Source organism: Rhizobium sp. AC44/96 (assembly GCF_001692185.1).
GTDB lineage: Bacteria > Pseudomonadota > Alphaproteobacteria > Rhizobiales > Rhizobiaceae > Rhizobium.
The window spans coordinates 247,209-269,770 of record NZ_LXKO01000030.1; the positions used below are offsets into that span (position 1 = coordinate 247,209).

The window sequence follows — 22,562 nt, forward strand, 5'->3', positions numbered from 1 at the left end:
CCTGTTCGCGCTGCGCTTTGCGTTGCAGCTCGATGTAATGGGGCCTCACAAGGAGGCCCCAATTCGAAAGTTACTGACCGAGCCAGGCATTGAAGCGCTGGGTCAGTTCCTCGGAGTTGTCGGTCCAGAAGTCAACGTCCAGAGCAATTGCACCCTTCAGGTTTTCTTCGCTGGTCGGCAGTTCCTTGCGGTACTGCTCAGGAACAAGCTTGGATGCGCCGAGGTTGGGCAGACCGTAGGCAATGAACTCAGGAAGCTTCGCCTGGTTTTCAGCCTTGCTGGCGAATGCGATGAAATCCATCGCTGCATCCTTGTTCGGCGCATCCTTCAGGACCACCCAGGAGTCGATTGCATAGACGCTGCCCGGGAAAACGAAGCCGAAATGCTTGCCCTCGGAACGGTTGATGCCGCTGATACGGCCGTTATAGGCAGCCGTCATGACAACCTGGCCGGAGGACAGCAGCTGGAGGGGCTGCGCGCCGGCATCCCACCAGACGATATTGCTCTTCAGTTCATCGAGCTTCTTGAACGCGCGATCAACGCCGCCTTCCGCACTCAGAACCTTGTAGACTTCGTCAGCCGGAACACCATCGGCCATCAGGGCGAATTCGAGGGCGTATTTGGGGCCCTTGCGGAGGCCGCGCTTGCCCGGAAACTTCTTCGTGTCCCAGAAGTCGGCCCAGGTCTGCGGCGCTTCCTTCAGCTTGTCGGCATCATAGGAAAGGCCGGTCGACCAGACGATGTTACCCACGCCGCAATCGCTCACGGCTGCAGGAAGAAAGGTTTCCTTGCCGCCCATCTTCTGCCAGTCAATCTTCTCGTAGATGCCGTCGGCGCATCCGAGAGCCAGTTCCTCGGATTCGACTTCAACCGCATCCCAGTTCGGCGTTCCGGCCTTCACCTTTGCCTGGAGAACGCCGTAGCCGCCCTCCCAGCTTTCATCAAGAACGGGCTTGCCGGATTCCTTCGAGAAGGTTTCAAAGAAGATCTTTCGCTGCGCGTCCTGGAAATTTCCGCCCCACGATACCACTGTAAGGTCACGCGCCTGAGCGCCGAGCATGCCGCTCATCAAGACGGAAGATGCAATAAGAGATACTTTCAAGAGTTTCATCGACGTTCCCCATTTTGGAATTGGATATCGAGTAGGAAACCACGTTTTGACTGTTTTGGAAGGCAGGCGGCGGACAGTGGTGACTATTCTCACCGTCGGTTAACTGCTCCAGTCGCGTCTCAATACGTCGGCGGCGTGATGGCGCTGAGGATCTCGCTTTTGCCGTCATGCACGTTACGGAAGCGATGCGGCAAGCGGCTGTCGAAATAGTATCCGTCGCCTGGTCGAAGCACTTTTTGCTGCCCCCCCACCGTGACCTCAACCGCACCTGAAAGTACCATCCCCGCCTCTTGCGCCGCATGCGCGAACGCTTCCCCCGAATCCGCTCCCACCGCATAAGTCTCATGCAGCATCAGGAGTTGCCGGTTCGGATGATCGAGTCCGATGACCCGATATGAAATCGTGTCCACTTTCCCTATCTCAACGAGATCTTGCGACGTGTAGAACGGGGTATAAGGCAGGCTCGACTGAAGGTCGGAGAAGAAGCCGGGCAAAGTGGTTCCGAGCGCCTCGAGCACAGCGCTCAGTGTGTCGACCGAGGGACTCATCCGATCGCGCTCGATCAACGAGATCGTTGAATGGGAGATCCCGGAGCGGGCCGCCAGCTCCCTTACGCCCAAGTCGCGTCGGCGACGCAGCTCACGCAGTTTGGCACCAATCTTCGGCATGCACGTCCCTCTCTGTCTCGATCAGGCGCGCAGCATGACACTCCAGATCCCGGCCGCCTATCGCTGATTGCGGCAACGGACTCGCGTTGGTGATAATACTAGACAGGTGTCCAGTGAGCAATTGTCGGACCGCCGAGAGTGGATGATGCTCCTTGCCAGCACGCACATAGGAGACCCTTCATGACATCGCGGCTCGACGCCCTCAAAGGCAAGTTCATTCAGATCAAGGAACCGAAGCGTGATGCCGTTTCGGACACCGCTTCCATCGAGAAGACGGTCAAGGACATCATCGCCAACGTTCGCGAACGTGGCGACGCAGCCGTTCGCGAATACTCCGTTGCATTCGACAAGGCCGACGTCTCCGCGTTCGAAGTCACGGAAGAAGAGAAGCTGAAGGCCGTTGCGGACCTCGCGCCGCAAACCCGCGCAGACACCGAGTTCGCGATCGCCAACGTGCGGACGTTTGCTGAAGCTCAGCTCAAGACCATCCTTCCGCTTGAGGTCGAGACGCTCCCTGGTCTTCACCTCGGCCATCGTGTCATCCCGATCGAGATCGTGGGCTGCTACGTTCCGGGCGGCCGCTATCCGTTGCTATCGGCTCCTGTCATGACGATCGTTCCGGCAAAGGTCGCTGGCTGTGACCAGGTAATCGCCTGCCTTCCGCCGAACGCTCATCCGGCGATGATCGCGGGCTGCCACCTCGCGGGGGCAGACCGTATCTTCCGCGTCGGTGGCGCACAGGCCATCGCCGCCATGGCTTATGGCACAGAGACGATTCCAGCCGTCGACAAGATCGTCGGACCCGGCAACGCCTTCGTCAACGAAGCCAAGCGACAGGTCTTCGGCCAAGTTGGCATCGACCAGCTCGCCGGCCCGAGTGAAATCTTCATCGTCGCCGATGAAACCGGAAAGGCTGCAACGATCGCCACCGACCTTCTGGCACAGGCAGAACATGACGTGCGCACGCGCGTTGGTCTGGTGACCACCGATCGCAAGCTCGCCGAGGCCGTACTGGTCGAAGTCGAAAAGCAACTCGAGGATCTCCCGACGGCGCCGGTCGCAGGGGTCGCCTGGAAGGACTACGGTGAAATCACCGTCGTCGAAGACGAAGCCTCGATGATTGCCTATTCCGACTATATCGCCACCGAGCACCTGCAAGTCCACACACGCGATCCCCAGGCAACGGCCAAGAAACTTCGCAACTATGGTTCGCTCTTCATCGGCGAACTGGCCAGCGTGGTTTACTCCGACAAGTGCTGCGGTACCAACCACACCCTGCCGACGATGGCGGCTGGCCGCTATACCGGTGGCCTCTGGGTCGGCTCCTACGTGAAGATCGCGACACACCAGTGGCTCGACGAACGTGGCGTCGCAGCAGTGGCACCAGCCGCGGTTCGCCAGAGCGCGACCGAGAAGCTCGAAGGCCATCGCCGCGCTGCGGCACTTCGCCTGACCGCCGAGCAACTCGCCGCGGCCACACGCTGACCTAAAACTGCCTCTCCTTTCTGGAGCGGCGCGGCCATCCGGTCCTAAGACCGGATGGCCTTTTACGTTTCTGGTCTGCCTCACCGAACAGGCAGGCGCAACCCAGCTGTGCCGGGTCAGAACGCCTGATAGGCCTGCACGATCGCGGCAATTTGTGTGGCATCCATCGAGTCCACCTGCGCGGACGTAATCACCTCGAGCTGGGCGGTCGACAGGCTGGCAATGTCTTTGGTCGTCAGCCCCGAAATTGCCGTCGTCGCGATCGAGGCGATGTCCTCGAGGGAAAATGTGGCGACGGCATCAGCGCTCAACGCGGCGATCTGCGACGAACTCATGCTGGCAACTTGAGAAGGGGTCAGGGCTTCGACCTGCGCCGTGCTCATGGCCGCAAATTGTGTGGTCGTCAGGCCGGCGATCTGTGACGAGGTCATCGCCTTGATCTGGTCCGTCGTGAGGCTGGCAATCTGAGAGTTTGTCAGTCCCGCAATCGTTTTCGCCTTGAGTGCCGCCACCTGACCCGTGGTAAGCGCTGCTATGTCGCTTGTGGCCAACGCCGCGACCTGCAGGGCGTTCAAAGAACCGATCTGGCCGGTGGTCAGCGACGCGATCTGATCTCCGGACAACGCCTTGACCTGCAGATAGCTCAGCGCGGAGACCTGGCTGCTCGTCAATGCCGCAACCTGACCAGTGCTCAACGAATGGATTGCACTCGTGGAAAGCCCGGAAATACTTGAGGAACTGATGGCTGCGATGTCGCCGGTCGAGAAGGTTGCGAGATCGGCGGTCGTGAAGGCGGCAATTTGCGTCGAACTCAACGCACCGACCTGGGATGCGTTCAAAGCTTCGGCCTGAGCCGTGGACAACACCGCAACCTGCGAGGTCGACAGACCGGCGATCGACTTTGTGCTGATCGCCGCAATCTGGCTTTCGGAGAGGGCCGCGATCTGAGTGCTCGACAGCACCGACACCGCCGTCGAACTCAGAGCTGCAATCTGCGACGTCGTCGCAGCCGCCATCTGTTCCGTCGTAAAGGCGCCCAGCTGGGCCGCAGTCAGGCTTGCGACCTGAGCGGTCGTCAACGCGCCGATCTGAGCCGTGCTCAGAGCGCTGACGGTGGTTACCGCCAACCCGGAGACGGCGGCCGAGGCAATGGCGCTAAGCTTCTCCGGCGACATTTGCCCGACAATCGATGTCGACAACGCGCTGACCTGGCTCGCGTTCAAGGCCCCCAGCTGCGCCGTGGTGAACGCATTGATCTGCGACGTGGACAACGCAGAGACCTGCAGCGAGCCAAGACCAGAGATGGCCTTCGAGCTCAGTGCGCCGATCTGGGCGTCGGTGAGAGAAAGAAGGGCGGGTATTTGCATCCCCGACAGTGCCGTCGCGCTCAGCGCCGCGACCTGGTCTGTCGTCAAGGCCGCGACCTGCTGCGGCGTCAGTGTTCCAGCCTGGGCCAAACCGAGAGCGGCGATCTGGGAGGTGCTGAAAGCACCGATCTGATCGACGCTGAGGACCGCGATGTCATCCGTCGTAAGTCCCGCGATGGCGGCGGCAGTGATCGCCGCGATCTTGTCCTGGGAGAAATTCGCGAGCTCGCCGGTGGTCAGCGCCGAGATCTGCGTCGCGCTGAAGCTCGCGATCTGGGTGGCGCTCAGGGCCGCGACCTGATCCGTGGACAGGCTGGCGATCTGGCCGGTGGTAAGGCCTGAAATGCCCTTTGAGCTCAGCGCGGCGATCTGGAGCGTAGAAAGCGAACCGATCGTTTCGCTAGCCAAAGACTGGATCTGGCTGGCATTCAATGCCGCAACCTGTTCCAGGCTCAAGCTCTGCAGTTGGCTTGAAACAAGCGCCGCAATCTGGCTCGAGGTCAGCGCCGCGATCTGATTGGTCTTGAGTGCCGCCAGCTGGTCGCCGCCAAAGGAGGCCACGACATCTGGTGCCAGTCCCGCCAGCGCGGTCGTGCTGATGGAGGCAAGCTCGCTGGGCAGAAATGTTGCCAGATCCTCGAGACTGAACGCTGCGATCTGGGTGCTGCTGAAAGCGGCAATCTGGGAGGCCGTAAGCGCTTCGGCCTGATCGACGGACAAGGCGGCAATCTGCGATGTCGCGAGCCCGGCGATTGCCTTCGTCGTCAGGGCAGCAACCTGATCGGGCGTCAAACCCGAGATGGTTTCAGCACTGACTGCATTGAGCTGGGTGGCGCTCAAGGCGGCGATCTGCGATGTCGTCAGCGTGGCAATCTGGCCGGACGCGAGCGCAGCGATCTGGCTGGTTTTCAGGGCCGCGATCTGAGCGGTCTTGAGGGCTGCCACCTGCTCCGCACTGAGCGCCGCCAGACCGCTTGAGGTAAGACCGGAGATCGCCGCCGTGCTGATCGCGGCAATCTCTTCCGGCAGAAACGTTGCGAGGTCGTCCGGCGTCAGCGCCGTAATCTGGCTGACGGTCAGGGCTGCGACGAGCTGCGTCGTCAAGGCCTCCGCCTGGGCAACAGACAGGCCGGCAATCTGTGACGCGGTCAGCCCCGTGACGGCTTTTGTGCTCAGCGCCGAAATCTGCGAAGCAGAGAGGCCAGCAAGACTATCCGAGGTCAGCGCGTTTACCTGGGTCGCCGTCAGCGCGGCGACCTGCGAGGTCGTCAGTGCACCGATCTGATCGGAGGAAAGTGCCGCGATCTGGCTGGTCTTCAACGCTGCGATCTGGTTGGTCTTCAACGCCGCAAGCTGATCGGCATCAAGAGCAGCCAGAACAGTCGGAGCAAGTCCGCTGAGCGCGGTCGTGCTGATGGCGGCAACTTCGCTCGGAAGGAATGTCGACAGGCCTTGAGTACCGAAGGCAGCGATCTGCGTGGCACCGAGAACCGCGACCTGCGCCGTCGTAAAGGCTTCGGCCTGTTCGGCGGAGAGCGCTCCAATCTGCGAGACAGTCAGCCCCGAGATGGCCTTTGTGCTCAACGCCGCGATCTGCTCCGAGGCAAAGCCCGACAGGGTATCGCTGGACAGCGCCTTGACCTGAGTGGAGCTGAGCGCGGCAATCTGTGACGTCGTCAGCCCGGTAACCTGTTCAGAAGACAGGGCGGCGATCTGGCTGGTCTTCAGGGCAGCAATCTGATTGGTCTTCAGCGCTGCAAGCTGATCGGCATCGAGTGCTGCAACGACACTTGGCGCAAGCCCACTGAGCGCAGTCGTGCTGATCGCAGCGATTTCGCTCGGAAGGAATGTGGCCAGGTTGGCCGACCCGAACGCGGAAACCTGCGCAGCGCTAAGCACCGCGATCTGAGTGACCGTGAAGGCTTCCGCCTGGTCGAGAGACAGGGCTCCGATCTGCGACGTCGTCAAGCCGAACATCGACTTGCTGCTGAGCGCCGCGATCTGCGTGGAGGTAAGACCCGAGACGCTGTCGGTTGTGAGCGCCTTGACCTGTATGGCGCTGAGTGTCGCTACCTGCGAGGTCGTCAGCGCGCCCACCTGGGCGGACGACAGCGCCGCAATCTGGCTCGTCTTCAACGCAGCGACCTGATTGGTCTTCAGCGCCGCCACCTGCTCGGCGCTCAACGCGGCCAGAGCGCTCGTGGACAGACCGGAAATCGCGGCTGTGCTGATCGCAGCGATCTCTTCCGGCAGGAATGTCGCGAGGTCCGCGCCTGTCAGCGACGCAATCTGACCGGAACTCAGTCCCGCGATCTGGCTTGCCGTCAAAGCCTCTACCTGGGTGGCCGTCAGGGAGCCGAGCTGGCTTGCGCTGAACGCCTTGACCTGGCTTGCGGAGAGGCTCTCAATGCTTGCGGCCGACAGAATGGCGAGTTGGCTTGCCGTGAGGCCGACAATCGATGTCGCCGATATCGCACCGAGCTGCACGCTGGAAAAGGCGCCGAGATCTTCCGTTTCGAGGGCCGAAATCTGCGTTGACGAGAGCGCTTTGATCTGCGCTGTCGAAAGTGCTGCGACGTCTTCGGTCGTCCATGCGGCGATCTGCGCGCTCGAAAGCGATCGGATAGCCGTGACAGTCAGGGAAGATACGATCGAAGTCATGAAGGCGCCTATGTCAAAGAGTAAAGATTGGTCATTCGGAAATGCGATTGGATCGCGTTGCGCCGGGTAAGCAGCTCACCCCACGGTCGCAGCGCCTGCCGTGCAGGCGCGCGTGCCCCGTTCACAGTCGATTAGACAGCGACAGCAAAAGCTTCGCGACCATCGCTCATGGTTTGGGATAACGTTGCGGATCATCCGCACAGTGGAAATGACTGATACCGCGCTCGGAGCGCTACGCTGGACAATTGATTTATGGGGACGGAACTCAAACCTGCCGTCGACCCGATGCAACGTCATGTTGCATGCGTCCGATGATTCGATCGACCTTTACCGGACAGTCGAACTATGGAATGTGGCATCCCCAGCGCAAGCCTCCACGCGCGCCTGTTACAAAGCAGAAACACAATCACCGGATGTTGAAATCTTAACGAAACATTAAGATTAGGGGCGAGATTTCAGACATGCGCAGACCGATGGAACTCGGATTGAGGAAACCCGCCTGTCTTCAGGCGTCCGCTGCCTCACGCCTCCTGCAATTTAAAGGCGGCGGTCGGCCGCCGCTGACGTAGAAGAGCCAATTTACGCGAAGGCGCTTGGACGCGCCCTCGCAGTTATACGGTTGACTATTGCGCCACTTGCGCAAGCTCTGCGTCCAGACGCTTGCGAGCGAGATTCGGTATCTTTGCAGCCTTGACCGCGTCGAGGTTGGCGGACGCGTCGCCCACCTGGATCAGCGCGACCATGCCCATTGCCGCATGCGGCGTGCATTTGACGACGTAGGCGCCGGGCAGGTCGAACTTGGCCTGATACTGTTCGCTCGGCTTGGATTTGAATTCGGGTGCGCCGTCGGGAATCAGACCCTTGAAGGTTTCGACATTGTGGCTCTTGTCGGTCGGGACGAAGGTGATCGTGTCGCCGGGGGCGATCTTGACGAAGCCCGGCTCGAATACCATCGCGCCATCGGCGCCCTTGTTGAGCATCTGAATCTGGTGGTCTGCAGCCATCGATGGTGCTGCCGAAGCAACCAGCGCTGCCGTGACAGCGAGCAGACCGAATTTCAAACGCATGTGTATATCTCCTGTTTCCTGAGGTCGAACTGACCCCGGCGCTCCTTCTAGGACGTGACGAATCGGCGTTCTTTGATGTCTGTCAAACTTACGAGAAATGCCCCCGCCCCGTGTACTGCGACACGATCGACATGTTGACTGGCTCAATCCGATCGGTCGCGTACACGCGACTCGGGCGCGCGGTCGAGCCATTCCTGTCAAAGCAGCTAGGTCCTTGATGTAGATCAAGGAGCAGGATCGCTGTCCGTGACAGTCCTCATCCCAAGTACGACAGAACCGGCCGCGCCGCGGTGGTCTACGCACTGGGGACGACAATATGAATTATTCAACCGAAACAATCGTGGTCGCTGCGGCCGCGTTCCTGGCTTTGCTGGGGGCGGGCTACGCGCATGACCATCTTTTCGCGGTCCATATGGCCATACTGTGCTTCTGCCTCGTGGCCGGCACGGTGCTGCTGCTCAGGAGAGTGGATTTCTCGCCGGCGGCGCGTCACGCCAAGGTCGATACATCAGGGTATTTCGACGAGGTGATCCGGTATGGCCTCATCGCCACGGTCTTCTGGGGTGTCGTCGGCTTCCTTGTCGGAGTGGTCGTCGCCGCCCAGCTGGCATGTCCCGACCTGAACATCGCGCCCTGGTTCAATTTCGGCCGCTTGCGCCCGGTCCACACCTCGGCCGTCATCTTCGCATTCGGCGGCAACGCGCTGATCATGACGTCCTTCTACGTGGTCCAGCGCACATGCCGTGCCCGCCTCTTCGGCGGCAGTCTGGCCTGGTTCGTGTTCTGGGGCTACCAGCTGTTCATCGTCATGGCGGCCACCGGCTATCTCCTCGGCATCTCGCAGGGCCGTGAATATGCGGAACCGGAATGGTACGTGGATCTCTGGCTCACGGTCGTCTGGGTCGCCTATCTCGCGGTGTATCTGGGCACGATCCTGAAGCGCAAGGAACCGCACATCTACGTCGCGAACTGGTTCTATCTCGCCTTCATCGTGACGATCGCCATGCTGCATGTGGTGAACAACCTGGCAGTCCCGGTCTCCTTCCTGGGTTCGAAGAGCTATTCGGTGTTCTCAGGCGTCCAGGATGCGCTGACGCAGTGGTGGTACGGCCATAACGCCGTCGGCTTCTTCCTGACCGCCGGGTTCCTCGGCATGATGTACTACTTCGTGCCGAAGCAGGCGAACCGCCCTGTCTATTCGTACCGTCTGTCGATCATCCACTTCTGGGCCCTGATCTTCATGTACATATGGGCAGGCCCGCATCACCTGCACTACACCGCGCTGCCGGACTGGGCCCAGACGCTCGGCATGGTCTTCTCGGTCATGCTGTGGATGCCGTCGTGGGGCGGGATGATCAACGGCCTGATGACGCTGTCGGGGGCGTGGGACAAGATCCGCACCGATCCGATCATCCGCATGATGGTCATCGCCATCGCATTCTACGGCATGTCGACCTTCGAAGGCCCGATGATGTCGGTGAAGACGGTGAATTCGCTCAGCCACTACACGGAATGGACCATCGGCCACGTTCACTCGGGTGCGCTCGGATGGGTAGGCATGATCACCTTCGGTGCAATCTACTACCTGACGCCGAAGCTCTGGGGACGCGAACGCCTCTACAGCCTGCGCATGGTCAACTGGCATTTCTGGCTCGCGACGCTCGGCATCGTGATCTATGCGGCCGTTCTCTGGGTCGCCGGCATCCAGCAGGGCCTGATGTGGCGCGAATACAATTCGCAGGGCTTCCTGGTCTATTCCTTCGCCGAGACTGTCGCCGCCATGTTCCCCTACTACGTGCTGCGCACGGTGGGCGGGGCGCTCTACCTGGCGGGCGGGCTCGTCATGGCCTGGAACGTGTTCATGACGATCAAGGGTCACCAGCGCGCGGAAGCCGCTATTCCGACCGCATATGTGCCCCAGGCACAAGCTGCCGAGTGAGGTGAGACATGGCATCGATACTAGACAAACATCATATCCTCGAGAAGAACGCCACGCTGCTTCTGGTCGGCTCGCTGCTCGTGGTCAGCATCGGCGGCATCGTCGAGATTGCTCCGCTGTTCTATCTCCAGAACACCATCGAGAAGGTCGAAGGCATGCGTCCCTACACGCCTCTCGAACTGGCGGGACGCAACATCTACATCCGCGAAGGATGCTATGTCTGCCACAGCCAGATGATCCGCCCGTTCCGCGACGAAGTGGAACGCTACGGTCACTATTCGCTTGCCGCGGAATCCATGTACGACCATCCGTTTCAGTGGGGCTCCAAGCGAACCGGTCCCGACCTTGCTCGCGTTGGCGGCCGTTATTCGAACGAGTGGCATGTCCAGCATCTCTCGGATCCGAGAGCCGTCGTGCCGGAATCGATCATGCCCAAATACGCCTTCCTGAAGGAACAGGACGTCACCGTCAAAGACGTCGGCATGGACCTCAAGGCAAACGAGGATGTCGGTGTGCCTTATAACGACGACATGCTCGCCAATGCCGAAGCCGACATGAAGGCGCAGGCCGATCCGAACGCCGATACCACTGCTCTTCTCCAGCGATACCCGAAGGCGAAAGTGGGCGATTTCGACGGTGACCCGCAGAAGCTGACCGAGATGGATGCGCTTGTCGCCTACCTCCAGATGCTGGGCACGCTGGTCGATTTCTCGACCTACGACGACGCAACCGGCTATCGATGAGGTGATCTGATGGAAACCTATACCGCAATGCGGCACTTCGCCGACAGCTGGGGCCTTCTGGCAATGGCCGCGTTTTTCGTTGGCGCGATCGTCTTTACGCTCCGTCCCGGCAGCAAGCAGACGGCCAAGGACGCCGCCGATATTCCCCTGAAGGATGATTGAGATGTCGGAAAAGCATGTTGATGAAATCAGCGGCGTCGAGACCACCGGACACGAATGGGACGGCATCAGGGAGTTGAACAACCCGATGCCCCGGTGGTGGGTCTGGACGTTCTACGCGACGATCCTCTGGGCTATCGCCTATGCAATCGCCTATCCGTCCATCCCGATGATAAGGGATACGACCAAGGGGCTTCTTGGCTTTTCGAGCCGTGCCGAACTGCAACAGGACCTCGACCAGGCGAAGGTCGCGCAGATCAAGTTCCACGATCAGATCGCGGCAAGGACCGTGCAGGAGATCGACGCCGATCCTGCATTGCGTGAATTTGCGATCGCCGGCGGGGCGTCGGCCTTCAAGGTCAACTGTGCGCCATGCCACGGCTCTGGCGCGACGGGCGGTGCTGGCTTCCCCAACCTCAACGATGACGATTGGCTCTGGGGCGGCGATCTGGACTCGATCCAGAAGACCATTGCCCATGGCATCCGCTATGACGCTGACGCGGACACTCACGTATCCGAAATGCCGGCGTTCGGGGAGATTCTGGACTCCACCCAGACGGCACAGGTCGCCGCCTATGTCTGGAGCCTGACGAACACGCCCTCGGATGCCGCGCGTGCGGTAGCAGGCAAGCAGATCTTCCTCGACAACTGCGCCGCGTGTCACGGCGAGGATGCGAAGGGCAAGGCCGATATGGGCGCGCCAAACCTGGCTGACGCGATATGGCTGAAGGGGAGCGGCGAAGATGCCATCATTCGCCAGGTTTCGGCACCCAAGCACGGCGTCATGCCCGCATGGGCCGGGCGCCTGGGTGAGCCTGTCGTGAAGGAACTCACGGTCTTCGTTCATTCGCTCGGCGGCGGCCAGTAAGGATGATCCGATGAGCACCCATGATCACAACCCTCTCCTCGGGCTCTATGGCACGCCTCGCTCCGTCATTCACTCGCGCGTGTCATCGCGCTCCAGCAAGACCGTGACACCGGTGAGCGAGCAGGAAGATCCCGGCAAGATGGGCAGCTCGATCGTCAGCTTGAATTGCCTCAAGGATCAGAAGCCGACCAGCCGTTAGAAACGGATAGTGCCAATGAATGTTTCGGGGCCGTGCCTTCGCAGGCACGGCCCCCTTTCATTCCGGAGGCTTGTGCCCTGTTGCCTGTCCGGGCCTTGCAGCGAACTGAACAGAAGTTTGACCTATCTCAAAGGGAGACCGGCCGATCAGTGCTATACAGCTTTCCGTCTAGTGGAGGTTACGTCACGCAGTCTCTCCTGCGTGATCCCTTCGGGCCACGTCTCCTCTCCGGGACGTGGCCTTCCTTTTCGACACCGCTCCGGCTCTTGATCTACGTCAAGGCGTGACCACCGGGGAGATGGAAAAACGGTGTCAAAGGCGGACACCAAAATGAACCTCTATACTGCAAACGATCCAGGCAACGTCGAACGTATCAGCGCCGAGGCCGTCAACGCCCGGCACAATCGTCCGCCACTTTATGCGGCACGCAAGAAGATCTTCCCGAAGCGGGCCGAGGGGCGCTTCCGTACTTTCAAATGGATCGCGATGCTGATCACACTCGGCATCTACTATCTCGCCCCTTGGATTCGCTGGGATCGCGGTCCCTACGCCCCCGATCAGGCTATTCTCGTCGACCTTAGTTCACGACGCTTCTTCTTCTTTTTCATCGAGATCTGGCCGCAGGAATTCTATTATGTCGCCGGGCTCCTTGTCATGGCGGGCTTTGGCCTTTTCCTTGTCACCTCTGCCGTCGGCCGCGCCTGGTGCGGTTATGCCTGTCCCCAGACGGTCTGGGTCGATCTGTTTCTCGTCGTCGAACGTGGTATCGAGGGCGACCGGAACGCGAGAATGAAGCTAGACGCCGGCCCCTGGACCTTCGACAAGGTCAGAAAGCGGGCCGCGAAGCACGCGATCTGGATCGTCATCGGCGTGGCGACCGGCGGCGCGTGGATATTCTACTTCGCGGACGCGCCCAAGCTCATGGTCGCACTGTTCACCGCGCAGGCACCCCCCGTCGCCTATGCGACGGTCGCAACCCTGACCGCCACCACATATGTTCTCGGTGGTCTCATGCGCGAACAGGTCTGCACCTACATGTGCCCATGGCCGCGCATTCAGGGCGCCATGCTCGACGAAAACTCGCTGGTGGTGACCTACAATGACTGGCGTGGCGAGCCGCGCACCCGCCACGCCAAGAAGGCTCAAGCCAAGGGCGAGCCGATCGGTGATTGCGTCGATTGCAACGCCTGTGTCGCCGTCTGTCCGATGGGCATCGACATCCGCGACGGGCAGCAGATGGAATGCATCACCTGCGCGCTGTGCATCGATGCCTGCGACGGTGTCATGGACAAGATCGGCAAGGAACGCGGTCTGATCGCCTATGCGACCCTCAGCGAATATGCGGGCAACATGGCGCTAGCCACCAACGACGGACGAACGCCAGTCCAACCAGCCCGCGTGCGCAACGAAGACGGTTCGTTCACCGCCGGCGTCCGCCACTTCAACTGGCGCATCATCTTTCGCCCGCGTGTCGTCTTCTACGCCACCGTCTGGGCTTTCATCGGCCTGGCGATGCTGGTGCATCTGTCGCTGCGCGAGCGGCTGGAGCTCAACGTCATCCACGACCGCAACCCGCAATACGTGCTGGAGAGCGATGGCTCGATCCGCAACGGCTATACGCTGCGCGTCCTCAACATGGAGCCTCGCCCGCGCAAGGTGACACTGAGCCTTGCCGGGCTCGAGGGCGCGACCATGCGCATCCCCGAACTCGGCAAGGACGAAGGACGCTCCTTCACCATCGACACAGCGCCTGACGCCGCCACCACGCTCAAGGTCTTCGTGACGGACAGGCCGGGTGGCGGGACCAACGAGCTTCTGTTCGTGGTCGAGGATGCCGATCATTCCGATCGGGCGACCTATCGGGCCGCATTCAACACTCCAGGAGACGCGAAATGACCGCACAATCTTCATCGCAGGGCTTCACAGGCCGGCACATGCTGCTGGTCATCTGCACCTTTTTCGGCGTCGTGATCTCCGTCAACGTCACCATGGCCTGGCTCGCCTCGTCGAGCTGGAGTGGCCTTGTCGTTCAGAACACCTACGTCGCCAGCCAGGAGTTCAATCAGAGGGCCGAGGCGATGAAGGCCATGACCGCTTCGGGCATCAGCGGGGTGCTGTCGATCAATGGGGGCATGGTTCACTACGACCTTCGCTACAGGGACGGTTCGCCGACCGCGATCGACGACGTCGTGCTGAACTTCAAGCGGCCCGTAGGTGACCATGAGGATTTCAGCATCACGCTCCGCAAGACTGCGGAGGGCAGATTTGAGGGCGAGCACAACGTCGCGACAGGCGACTGGATCGTCGAAGCCGTCTCAAAGCGAGGCGGAGCGTTGATCATGCACGAAGCCAAGCGGATCGACACCGCGGAGTTCGGCCAATGACCTGCTGCACGATGGACAGCGAGGGCGTCCTTGCTTTGAGCTCGACCGCCTTCAGCGCCGAGGAAGTCGCGCTCGCCAGCCATCCGGTCGGCGACGGCCTGCGCCAGCTCGACCTGAGTGTTCCCAATGTACACTGCGGTGCATGCATCTCCACGATCGAAGGCGCTCTGGCCAAGATCCCGTTTGTCCAGAAAGCGCGCGTCAACCTGACGGCGCGCCGGGTCACCTGCCTCTATCGCCAGGAAATGGACAATCGACAGACCGATCCTTCGCAGATCGTCACTGCGGTCAATGCTGTCGGATACCGCGCGCATCTCTTCACGCCAGCGACACCCGAGAATGACAAGACCCGAAACCAGTTGCTGCTTGCCGTTGGCGTTTCCGGATTCGCGGCGGCTAACATCATGCTGTTGTCGGTTTCCGTTTGGTCGGGCGCCGATGCCGCCACACGCGACCTGTTCCACTGGATCTCGGCAATGATTGCCGCGCCGGCACTCGTCTATGCGGGCCGTTTCTTCTTCCAGTCGGCTTGGAATGCGCTGAAGCATGGCCGCACCAACATGGACGTCCCGATTTCGCTTGCGGTGACGCTGTCCTACGCGGTTTCGCTCTGGGAAACCATGCACCACGGCGAGCACGCCTGGTTCGACGCATCGGTGTCGCTGCTGTTCTTCCTGCTGATCGGCCGAACCCTTGACCACATCATGCGAGAGAAGGCCCGCGCGGCAATCAACGGGCTGGCGCAACTGGCTCCCCGGGGGGCGATGCAGATCATGCCGGACGGATCGCGTCGCTACGTCCCCGTGGAAGAGATTTCCGTCGGGGATCAGATAGCGATCGCGGTCGGCGAGCGCGTTCCCGTCGACGCTGAGGTGATTGGCGGCAGCAGCGATCTCGACATGTCGATCGTCACGGGTGAAAGCAGCCCTGTCGCCGTTTCAAAAGGAAGCGATGTCATGTCCGGCGCCATGAACCTCACGGGCGCCCTCGTTCTGCGTACCACAAAGATTGCGAAGAACTCCCTGCTTGCCGAAATCATCGGTTTGATGGAAGCCGCTGAAGGCGGCCGCGCCAGATATCGTCGCATCGCGGATCGGGCGGCGTCGCTCTATTCTCCGGTGGTCCACTGCCTGGCGCTCGTTTCATTTCTCGCCTGGGGCTTTGTCGGCGGGGACTGGAAGCACGCCATGCTGGTCGCCGTTGCCGTCCTGATCATCACCTGCCCGTGCGCATTGGGCCTTGCTGTTCCGGTCGTGCAGGTGGTCGCCGCCGGAGAGCTTTTCCGCAGGGGGATCATGGTCAAGGACGGTTCGGCTCTCGAAAGGCTCGCCGAAGCCGACATCGTGGCATTCGACAAGACAGGGACTTTGACGATCGGCCAGCCGCGCCTCGACGCGTCGCTGGCGGCGGAGCCGGAGATCTCCACTGCCCTCGGTCTTGCCACTCATTCGAGGCATCCGTTGTCACAGGCGCTGGTGCGGGGTAGCGACCTTACGCCCACCAGCTTCGACATCGTCAGGGAGGTTCCCGGTGGCGGCCTCGAAGCGACGGGCGGAGATGCTGTGTATCGCCTCGGCAATGCGGCCTTTGCCTGTGGGGAGAAAGCCGAACCACGGACGGCTGGTGACAATCCCTATTCGGAAGTCGTTCTGTCGAAGGATCGCGTCGAGCTCGCTCGATTCCTATTCGACGACACACTGCGTCCGGGCGCGGCCGATGCCATTGCACAGTTGCAGAAGGAGGGTCTGGGATCGATCGTACTATCCGGCGACAGGCAGGCCGTGGTGGACAACTCCGCCAAAGCGCTCGGAATCGACAAGGCATTCGGGGCGCTGACGCCAAAACAGAAGGTGGAAGAATGCGCGCGCATGAGCGCAAGCGGTCACCGCGTGCTGATGGTGGGCGACGGCATCAACGACGCGCCAGCGCTGGCCGCCGCGCACGTGTCGATGGCACCGGCAACAGCATCCGACATCGGACGACAGGCCGCCGATCTCGTGTTTTTCAATGAACGGCTGGACGCGGTTCCTGACGCCATCACGATCTCAAGACGGTCGGCGAGCCTTATCCGGCAGAACTTCGCGCTGGCAATCGGCTACAACGTTCTGGCTGTTCCGATCGCGATTGCCGGTTTCGCCACTCCCCTCATTGCGGCTGTTGCGATGTCCACCTCGTCGATCATCGTGGTCATGAACGCCCTGCGTCTCAACTCGTTCGATCGAGCCTTGAGCAGACAGTCGGCAATCGTTGTCCCGGCCAGCGAGGTGAAAATCGTATGAACATGCTGATCTATCTTATCCCGATCGCGCTCTTCATGGGCGGCATGGGCCTGGCGGCCTTCCTGTGGTCCTTGCGAAGCGGCCAATATGACGACCTGCAAGGGGCGGCGTGGCGCGTGCTCAGCGATGAGGATCCAGACCAGAAACAGCCTTGAATACCAACACCCGGCAATCGCGTCGAATCGCAAACCTTTTCGTTGCGCGGGAATTGCCTGTTTGTAGTAGATTTCATAACAGCGGGCTAAGCCTCCCACCGCGAAGGCTGGCTCGACCAAAGGGACAACTTTCATGCATTTTACGGCGTTGGCCTTCAGTGTCTTTGCCCTCCTCATTCTGCCGGGGCCGACCAACGCCGTTCTCGCCATGGCTTCACAGCGGTTGACTTTCGGCCGCGCGGTCACCTTGCTCGCAGCCGTCCTCTGCTCCTACTTGGCGGTCATAATTCCTATAACTGCGGTGGCTGCTCCATTCCTTCACGAGCACCGTATTGTCGCCCAGGCGATCAAGCTGATCTCCGCGACCTGGGTCTTCTATCTGGCGATAAAGCTATGGACCGACACACCCCGCGACGGCGGTAGAACCGTTCGGCTACGGCACCTTGTCGTGACTACATTGCTCAACCCGAAAGCGGTCATCATTGGCCTCACGATGATCGTTTCGGACGATGGCACCTTGCCCATTGCCGCGCTTGCCACCTTTTCGATCGTCGTCATCACAACGTCCACCATCTGGCTACTTGCCGGCAGGCTCATTCTTGGCGGCAAAGGCCAGACGCCCGCCTTTGTACAAAGGTGCGGATCGGTCGTGCTGCTGGGATTTTCCGCACTGCTGACAATCAGCGCGTTCCAATAGCGAACTGAGCAGATCCGCGGTGGAAAAGCGATTACCAGCGCCCGAGCCAAACTGCGACAGCCGTCAGTGACAAAGGCGGAACTTAAGATCGCACAAACAGTTTTCTCCTCGGAAGGAGAAGTGCCATGTCGCCGCAGGTTCCGCCATCAGCCACCGAGCATTTACCGCCGTTGACGAATAGCCAGAGGAGTATCCTCGACGCGTACAGATTTGGGCAGTTGGATGAGGACGCTTTTCAAGAAGCCATAGCCGGAGATCCCGTGTTGTCCGACTACGTTCGAAGGATATGCCGTCCAACAGATCCGCATTCCAAGGTCCACTAGGTCCGATACAAGAAATGGCCCCGTCAGCGGGGCCATTTCTCTGCAATACCCAAAAACGCAACATATCAGATGAACGCTACATCGAGGGCTAGCTCCGCGATCGCGAACGGTCACAAAGCGTTCAGTGCATTGCCTCGATATGGGCGCGCTCGAAGACCTGCTCCAGCCGTATGCGTTCTTCGGCCGAGGCCACCAGCGTCTTTTCCAAACGTCGGCGGGCGCCCGAACCATGCAGGCGCGAGAACGAAGGTCGACCCTGCGGTGTGAGCGCACGCATGCGAATGCGCGAACCCAGACCACGATGATATTGCGCCAGCGTCATTCCAGCCCTGATCAGCAAAGACCGCACATCCGCCCGGAGTTCGGCCGCAATCAACAGCCGAAAGGCTTCCACAAAAGTCGCCTTTTCCAGCGGAAGCTCGATTTCATCGACCAGGTCACCGCCGACATCGCTGTCCTTTACAAAGCACAGATAGAGGTCCACGAGTTGATGGGCTGTGTTCAGCACCTCCGCATCGGCACGATAATCGAAGTCTGGCTGATAGTAGACTGACGTTGAACTGGGCATCTTACTTCTCCTTAAAAAGGAAAACGTTCCGCGTCATGTTTTGTTCATGCTTCCGGTCATGCCGTTGCTCGGTATTTCTCCGAGGCGATGGAAACCATTCTCGCGAGAGAGCTGCCGATCAGCCGAGGCGGAGATCAGCCCAAGGCCGAGAAGTGTGAGCAGTGCTGGGGCAAACCGGGCAAGAATGCCTTGTCCATGAAGGTGAGCGGCTGAACGCAACCCCGAACCGCGACAACCTGACACTGCAGCACAGAGTCTACGTGATACTACGTGCGCGTGAACGCCGCGCAGGAGTATGATTGGGTATCTGCATGATCCTGCTTCACACCGACGACTTACGCAGGTGGTTGTTCTGTCGGTCCCTATACAGTCGTCGGTCCGTTACAGGCGTATTTGAGGGCAGCCTTCTTGCGGATACTCAGCAAAGCGCAACCACCTAGCTCCGCTTCAGGGAGCGATTACCAGGGAGAACACCATCATGAAATCCCATATTACAATCGCACTCGCAGTCGCAGGTATTGTTCTGGCCGGCCAGGCGTTGGCTGCAAACGTCGACATGTCAAAGGTCGCTTGCAAAGATGTGGGAGCAATGCCTCCTGCAAAGATCATCGGCGTCGCCATGTGGGTGAACGGCTATGTTCATGGCAAGGCGGGCGACCCGATGATCGACGGGGACAAGGCGCATGCCAACGCAGCAAAGGTCGCCGCATACTGCAAGAAGAATCCAAGCTCTACACTTATGGACGCACTGGAAGCGATCGCAAAATCCTAGCACATCCGTCGGAGACAGGTTTGCAGCAGGCAATCGCTGCACCGATGCTGCTGGCCATGTCGGCTCGGCGTTCACAGCGGTACTGGAGCGATATCGGGGCGCCTGGACTTGGGCGCCTCGCCATCGCTTTGGAGCGAGCCTTTGCGACGGACTAATGGAAGCCGCAGAGTTAGGACACTTCCCTCTTCGCCTTCTCTTTAAGTGAAGCGTACCGATCACGCAGATCCATTTTTCCGTGATCCTTGCTTTCCATCCCCCGCGCAACACTGAGGCTGCGCTGTACAGGATCTGCCAGTGTTTTTGCTTCACGCTTGATTGCCTGGGCCACCTGCCAAAATGCAAGCCATTCATCTTCAAATGAATCGGACACATAGGTGAGGTGCCGGCTTGTCTCGACCATCAGGGTTTCCGCACGCTCAAGTTCAGCTTCGTCGAACCCACCAATCGCGGCCGATCTCAACGCGTAAAAATACATCGCTGCCGATCCGCCCAACTCACGATGAGCTGTCGTGTGAAAATCGAGCGACTTTTTCAGCCGCTCCAGGTCTGCAGCAGAGTCTGCTTTGAACTTGTCGAGACGCGCAGTGATCACTTCCTGCAATGCTGCCAAATCAGCTGCCGCAATCGCCCGCGCCTTCTCAACGGAGGTCGTAACCTCGGCTTGTCGATTGGCCGTATAGAGCGACGCCAGCGCCGTCAGGCAGGTTCCCACAACGGCGATCAGCGCACCGATCGCAAGACCGCTGAACTGGTCCAGCTTTTGGGCCCGGATGGCTTCGCCCAACACCAGGATGGCGAAATATGCGGTAACGCCGATACAGGCCAGAAGCCCTACTGCCAGCAAGATATTCACGACCGTAAGAACGCGCGGCATGATTATCGCTTCCTTTGACAGCGACCGCTGTAACACCTGCACGCTGGGTTGACGCAATCAATGTTGGCGTTGCAGCGTCCACCGCATTTGCTTTGGATCAGATTGGCGGCATCCCGGATGCTCTCCGGTACCCAACGGTAAGCGTCAACGTTGCCTAAAGAACCCGATTGCCGGGCGATATCATTTGCCTTGCCACGGGTGATATCAGGAATGAATATCTGCTCCTCGTCGCCCGAGGGCACAATGAACCAATAGATGCCGGTGCCGCGATCATCTTCGTGCGCGTTCTCTACGGTGTCAGGTCTGGTGATATCGTCTGCGGGCATGTGCTACCTCACGGCAGTTCACGTTCAACCCAATACCAGAAGTGTAGCCCGACCGGAGCAGCCATGCAACATAGAGTCGAGGCTCTCATCAACACAAGTCGACCTCGTGATACATGAGAAGGCCGGCGCAGGGGTGTTTGCGCCGGCCCCTCCAGTCTGCCAGTTAAGCGGCCGAGAACGGCACCGCTACGAAGGTCTTGTTATCGCCGCGCTGTATGAGCAGCAGCACTGACTTCTTTTCGGCCTTCGCCGCGGCAGCAACCGCAGTCTTGGCTTCACTGGCATCGTGGATCGTCTTGCCGTTGACCGACAAGATGATGTCACCAGCCTCGAGCCCTGCTTCGGCTGCCGGCTTGTCTGGTGAGACGTCCGCAACAACGGCGCCTTCAACACCCTTGGCAACACCGATGCGCTCACGCACCTGCGGGGTCAGGTCTGCAAGGGAAACGCCTATCCGCGGACCAGCCGGAGTTGCCTTCTCCGCGCCATTGAATGCGGCCTGTTGGGGCTTTCCGTCGTCGTTCCCGCCGATCGCTACCTTGAGATCGACGCTCTTGCCGTCACGCCAGACCGTAATGGTCTGCTTGTCGCCAGGCGAGAGGTCGGCTACGAGCCGTGAAAGGTCCTTAGGCGTGGAAACGGCCTTTTCTCCGACCGCGGTAATCGTGTCTCCCTGCTTGATGCCGGCATCGGCTGCTGGGGAACCCTTCGTCACGTCGGCGACAAGCGCACCGGCGGGCTTCGCCAGACCGAGCGCATCGGCAACATCCTGCGACACCGCCTGGATCTGGACGCCCAGATAACCGTGGTCGATGGAGCCGTCCTTCTGCAACTTGGCGACAATCATCTTTGCTTCGTCTGCGGGGATAGCGAAACCGACGCCGACACTGCCGCCGTTCGGCGAATAGATCGCGGTATTGATCCCGACGACCTTGCCGTCGCTACCCACGAGCGGGCCGCCAGAGTTACCGTGATTGATGGGAGCATCGATCTGGATGAAGTCGTCATACGGACCGCTATGCAGATCCCTGCCGCGGGCTGACACGATGCCGGCGGTTACCGTTGTGCCGATGCCAAAGGGGTTTCCGATGGCAAGAACCTGATCGCCCAGCCTGAGCTTGTCGGAGTCACCCCAGGCAACGGTCGGCAACGGATTCTTCGCATCGACCTTGACCACGGCAAGGTCGGCTTTCGGATCGGCACCGACGAGCTTGGCAGCCAGTTCGGTTCCATCATCCAGCGTCACCTTGATATCGATGGCATTCTCGATCACGTGGTTGTTGGTGACGATGTAGCCATCCGGGCTAACGATGAAGCCTGAGCCCAAGGCCTGTGCACGCTCGCCAGATTGCGGTTCGGGAGCCTGATGCGGCATGGGAATGCCCTGCTCACCGAAGAACTGCTTGAACTGCTCCTGCATCTGCGAGTTGTCGTCTCCCTCGTCCTGTGCCGGTGCCTTCATCTTCGTGACGATGGTCACGACGGCGGGCTTGTCGGCATCGACGATGGACGAGAAGGAGTTGTTTGCGGCAACACCAGTCACCGATGCGCTCGCAGGTGCTGCGAAGGCCGATGAGGTCTGGTAGGCGAGCGGGACAGAGGCCGCGACGGCTATGATTGCTGCGCCAAGGAGTGCCGCCCTGCGGCGGCTTTTGATAATATTTGTCACGGTGTCCGTCCTGATGAGAGTTATTCGAACCGCGTAAAGCCGAAACTCATCGCGTGGACTAAATATGAAACCGTGAATCTATATTTACAAATTAAAGGTTCATTACATTTTCATTGCTGAAACGTAATGTATTTCTCCCATTTGTTACTTATTTTTCATCTGGAAGATCCGCGGATTTGCGCGGCATGGCGGGTTACTGTTCTGCTTGTGCTTGGCGGCTACCCGGCCAGAAAATGGGGCTGGCCACC

Annotated in this window: 20 protein-coding genes; 12 read left to right on the plus strand and 8 right to left on the minus strand. The window is 60.1% G+C overall.

Annotated elements, in window-relative coordinates:
- Window positions 1-70 precede the first annotated feature (70 nt).
- Both A6U87_RS20900 and A6U87_RS20905 read right to left on the minus strand, forming a co-directional pair.
- Window positions 71-1,111 carry an ABC transporter substrate-binding protein gene (locus A6U87_RS20900; RefSeq protein ID WP_141684019.1) on the minus strand — a complete coding sequence of 347 codons (1,041 nt, stop codon included), beginning with the start codon at window positions 1,109-1,111 and terminating at the stop codon, window positions 71-73.
- A gap of 119 nt (window positions 1,112-1,230) precedes the next feature.
- Window positions 1,231-1,779: a cupin domain-containing protein gene (locus tag A6U87_RS20905; protein ID WP_065693217.1), complete on the minus strand. Its 549-nt coding sequence runs from the start codon at window positions 1,777-1,779 to the stop codon at window positions 1,231-1,233.
- Between the two features lie 180 nt (window positions 1,780-1,959).
- On the opposite strand from A6U87_RS20905, the gene hisD reads away from it, so the two are divergent.
- Entirely contained in the window at window positions 1,960-3,264 is a 1,305-nt protein-coding gene (gene hisD, locus A6U87_RS20910; RefSeq protein WP_065693218.1) for a histidinol dehydrogenase, read from the plus strand.
- Between the two features lie 116 nt (window positions 3,265-3,380).
- Here the strand turns inward: hisD and A6U87_RS20915 are convergent, their stop codons facing one another.
- Window positions 3,381-7,292, minus strand: coding sequence for a hypothetical protein (locus tag A6U87_RS20915; protein WP_065693219.1), 3,912 nt, complete (start codon window positions 7,290-7,292; stop codon window positions 3,381-3,383).
- Window positions 7,293-7,915: 623 nt separating this feature from the next.
- Entirely contained in the window at window positions 7,916-8,359 is a 444-nt protein-coding gene (locus A6U87_RS20920; protein WP_065693220.1) for a pseudoazurin, read from the minus strand.
- A 316-nt stretch (window positions 8,360-8,675) separates the two neighbouring features.
- On the opposite strand from A6U87_RS20920, the gene ccoN reads away from it, so the two are divergent.
- The 10 genes from ccoN (at window position 8,676) to A6U87_RS20970 (ending at window position 17,782) form a co-directional block, all read left to right on the plus strand.
- A complete protein-coding gene (gene ccoN, locus A6U87_RS20925) occupies window positions 8,676-10,298 on the plus strand; it encodes a cytochrome-c oxidase, cbb3-type subunit I (RefSeq protein ID WP_065693221.1) in 1,623 nt (540 codons plus the stop codon).
- 8 nt (window positions 10,299-10,306) lie between these two features.
- Complete coding sequence (ccoO, locus tag A6U87_RS20930; protein WP_065693222.1) at window positions 10,307-11,041, plus strand: cytochrome-c oxidase, cbb3-type subunit II; 735 nt, start codon at window positions 10,307-10,309, stop codon at window positions 11,039-11,041.
- A gap of 9 nt (window positions 11,042-11,050) precedes the next feature.
- Window positions 11,051-11,203, plus strand: coding sequence for a cbb3-type cytochrome c oxidase subunit 3 (locus tag A6U87_RS20935; protein WP_065691373.1), 153 nt, complete (start codon window positions 11,051-11,053; stop codon window positions 11,201-11,203).
- Window position 11,204: 1 nt separating this feature from the next.
- Window positions 11,205-12,068, plus strand: a complete 864-nt coding sequence (gene ccoP / locus A6U87_RS20940) for a cytochrome-c oxidase, cbb3-type subunit III (RefSeq protein ID WP_065693223.1) — start codon at window positions 11,205-11,207, stop codon at window positions 12,066-12,068.
- A 10-nt stretch (window positions 12,069-12,078) separates the two neighbouring features.
- On the plus strand, window positions 12,079-12,267 hold the full coding sequence (locus A6U87_RS20945; RefSeq protein ID WP_065693224.1) for a hypothetical protein: 189 nt from the start codon (window positions 12,079-12,081) through the stop codon (window positions 12,265-12,267).
- A 330-nt stretch (window positions 12,268-12,597) separates the two neighbouring features.
- Window positions 12,598-14,163 carry a cytochrome c oxidase accessory protein CcoG gene (gene ccoG, locus A6U87_RS20950; RefSeq protein WP_065693225.1) on the plus strand — a complete coding sequence of 522 codons (1,566 nt, stop codon included), beginning with the start codon at window positions 12,598-12,600 and terminating at the stop codon, window positions 14,161-14,163.
- Window positions 14,160-14,651, plus strand: a complete 492-nt coding sequence (locus tag A6U87_RS20955) for a FixH family protein (protein ID WP_065693226.1) — start codon at window positions 14,160-14,162, stop codon at window positions 14,649-14,651. Before ccoG ends, A6U87_RS20955 begins: the two co-directional genes overlap by 4 nt.
- On the plus strand, window positions 14,648-16,930 hold the full coding sequence (locus A6U87_RS20960) for a cation-translocating P-type ATPase (protein ID WP_065693227.1): 2,283 nt from the start codon (window positions 14,648-14,650) through the stop codon (window positions 16,928-16,930). Before A6U87_RS20955 ends, A6U87_RS20960 begins: the two co-directional genes overlap by 4 nt.
- Entirely contained in the window at window positions 16,927-17,085 is a 159-nt protein-coding gene (gene ccoS, locus A6U87_RS20965) for a cbb3-type cytochrome oxidase assembly protein CcoS (protein WP_065693228.1), read from the plus strand. Before A6U87_RS20960 ends, ccoS begins: the two co-directional genes overlap by 4 nt.
- Window positions 17,086-17,218: 133 nt before the next feature.
- Complete coding sequence (locus tag A6U87_RS20970; RefSeq protein ID WP_065693229.1) at window positions 17,219-17,782, plus strand: threonine transporter RhtB; 564 nt, start codon at window positions 17,219-17,221, stop codon at window positions 17,780-17,782.
- A gap of 444 nt (window positions 17,783-18,226) precedes the next feature.
- On the opposite strand, the gene A6U87_RS20975 is transcribed toward A6U87_RS20970, so the two are convergent.
- Window positions 18,227-18,673 (minus strand): hypothetical protein, encoded by a 447-nt coding sequence (locus tag A6U87_RS20975; RefSeq protein ID WP_065693230.1) that lies wholly within the window; start codon window positions 18,671-18,673, stop codon window positions 18,227-18,229.
- A 478-nt stretch (window positions 18,674-19,151) separates the two neighbouring features.
- Between A6U87_RS20975 and A6U87_RS20980 the strand changes: the two genes are divergently transcribed.
- Window positions 19,152-19,445, plus strand: a complete 294-nt coding sequence (locus A6U87_RS20980; protein ID WP_065693231.1) for an HdeA/HdeB family chaperone — start codon at window positions 19,152-19,154, stop codon at window positions 19,443-19,445.
- Between the two features lie 169 nt (window positions 19,446-19,614).
- On the opposite strand, the gene A6U87_RS20985 is transcribed toward A6U87_RS20980, so the two are convergent.
- From A6U87_RS20985 to A6U87_RS20995, 3 genes are all read right to left on the minus strand, one after another.
- Complete coding sequence (locus A6U87_RS20985) at window positions 19,615-20,319, minus strand: hypothetical protein (protein WP_065693232.1); 705 nt, start codon at window positions 20,317-20,319, stop codon at window positions 19,615-19,617.
- Window positions 20,320-20,321: 2 nt separating this feature from the next.
- Window positions 20,322-20,645 carry a hypothetical protein gene (locus A6U87_RS20990; protein ID WP_065693233.1) on the minus strand — a complete coding sequence of 108 codons (324 nt, stop codon included), beginning with the start codon at window positions 20,643-20,645 and terminating at the stop codon, window positions 20,322-20,324.
- A 163-nt stretch (window positions 20,646-20,808) separates the two neighbouring features.
- Window positions 20,809-22,314 carry a DegQ family serine endoprotease gene (locus tag A6U87_RS20995; protein WP_065693234.1) on the minus strand — a complete coding sequence of 502 codons (1,506 nt, stop codon included), beginning with the start codon at window positions 22,312-22,314 and terminating at the stop codon, window positions 20,809-20,811.
- Window positions 22,315-22,562 lie beyond the last annotated feature (248 nt).

Bases quoted from the DNA above. Each gene is read 5' to 3' on its own strand.
- A6U87_RS20900 (WP_141684019.1), bottom strand. From the start codon at position 1,111: ATGAAACTCTTGAAAGTATCTCTTATTGCATCTTCCGTCTTGATGAGC.
- A6U87_RS20905 (WP_065693217.1), bottom strand. From the start codon at position 1,779: ATGCCGAAGATTGGTGCCAAACTGCGTGAGCTGCGTCGCCGACGCGAC.
- hisD (WP_065693218.1), top strand. From the start codon at position 1,960: ATGACATCGCGGCTCGACGCCCTCAAAGGCAAGTTCATTCAGATCAAG.
- A6U87_RS20915 (WP_065693219.1), bottom strand. From the start codon at position 7,292: ATGACTTCGATCGTATCTTCCCTGACTGTCACGGCTATCCGATCGCTT.
- A6U87_RS20920 (WP_065693220.1), bottom strand. From the start codon at position 8,359: ATGCGTTTGAAATTCGGTCTGCTCGCTGTCACGGCAGCGCTGGTTGCT.
- ccoN (WP_065693221.1), top strand. From the start codon at position 8,676: ATGAATTATTCAACCGAAACAATCGTGGTCGCTGCGGCCGCGTTCCTG.
- ccoO (WP_065693222.1), top strand. From the start codon at position 10,307: ATGGCATCGATACTAGACAAACATCATATCCTCGAGAAGAACGCCACG.
- A6U87_RS20935 (WP_065691373.1), top strand. From the start codon at position 11,051: ATGGAAACCTATACCGCAATGCGGCACTTCGCCGACAGCTGGGGCCTT.
- ccoP (WP_065693223.1), top strand. From the start codon at position 11,205: ATGTCGGAAAAGCATGTTGATGAAATCAGCGGCGTCGAGACCACCGGA.
- A6U87_RS20945 (WP_065693224.1), top strand. From the start codon at position 12,079: ATGAGCACCCATGATCACAACCCTCTCCTCGGGCTCTATGGCACGCCT.
- ccoG (WP_065693225.1), top strand. From the start codon at position 12,598: ATGAACCTCTATACTGCAAACGATCCAGGCAACGTCGAACGTATCAGC.
- A6U87_RS20955 (WP_065693226.1), top strand. From the start codon at position 14,160: ATGACCGCACAATCTTCATCGCAGGGCTTCACAGGCCGGCACATGCTG.
- A6U87_RS20960 (WP_065693227.1), top strand. From the start codon at position 14,648: ATGACCTGCTGCACGATGGACAGCGAGGGCGTCCTTGCTTTGAGCTCG.
- ccoS (WP_065693228.1), top strand. From the start codon at position 16,927: ATGAACATGCTGATCTATCTTATCCCGATCGCGCTCTTCATGGGCGGC.
- A6U87_RS20970 (WP_065693229.1), top strand. From the start codon at position 17,219: ATGCATTTTACGGCGTTGGCCTTCAGTGTCTTTGCCCTCCTCATTCTG.
- A6U87_RS20975 (WP_065693230.1), bottom strand. From the start codon at position 18,673: ATGCCCAGTTCAACGTCAGTCTACTATCAGCCAGACTTCGATTATCGT.
- A6U87_RS20980 (WP_065693231.1), top strand. From the start codon at position 19,152: ATGAAATCCCATATTACAATCGCACTCGCAGTCGCAGGTATTGTTCTG.
- A6U87_RS20985 (WP_065693232.1), bottom strand. From the start codon at position 20,319: ATGCCGCGCGTTCTTACGGTCGTGAATATCTTGCTGGCAGTAGGGCTT.
- A6U87_RS20990 (WP_065693233.1), bottom strand. From the start codon at position 20,645: ATGCCCGCAGACGATATCACCAGACCTGACACCGTAGAGAACGCGCAC.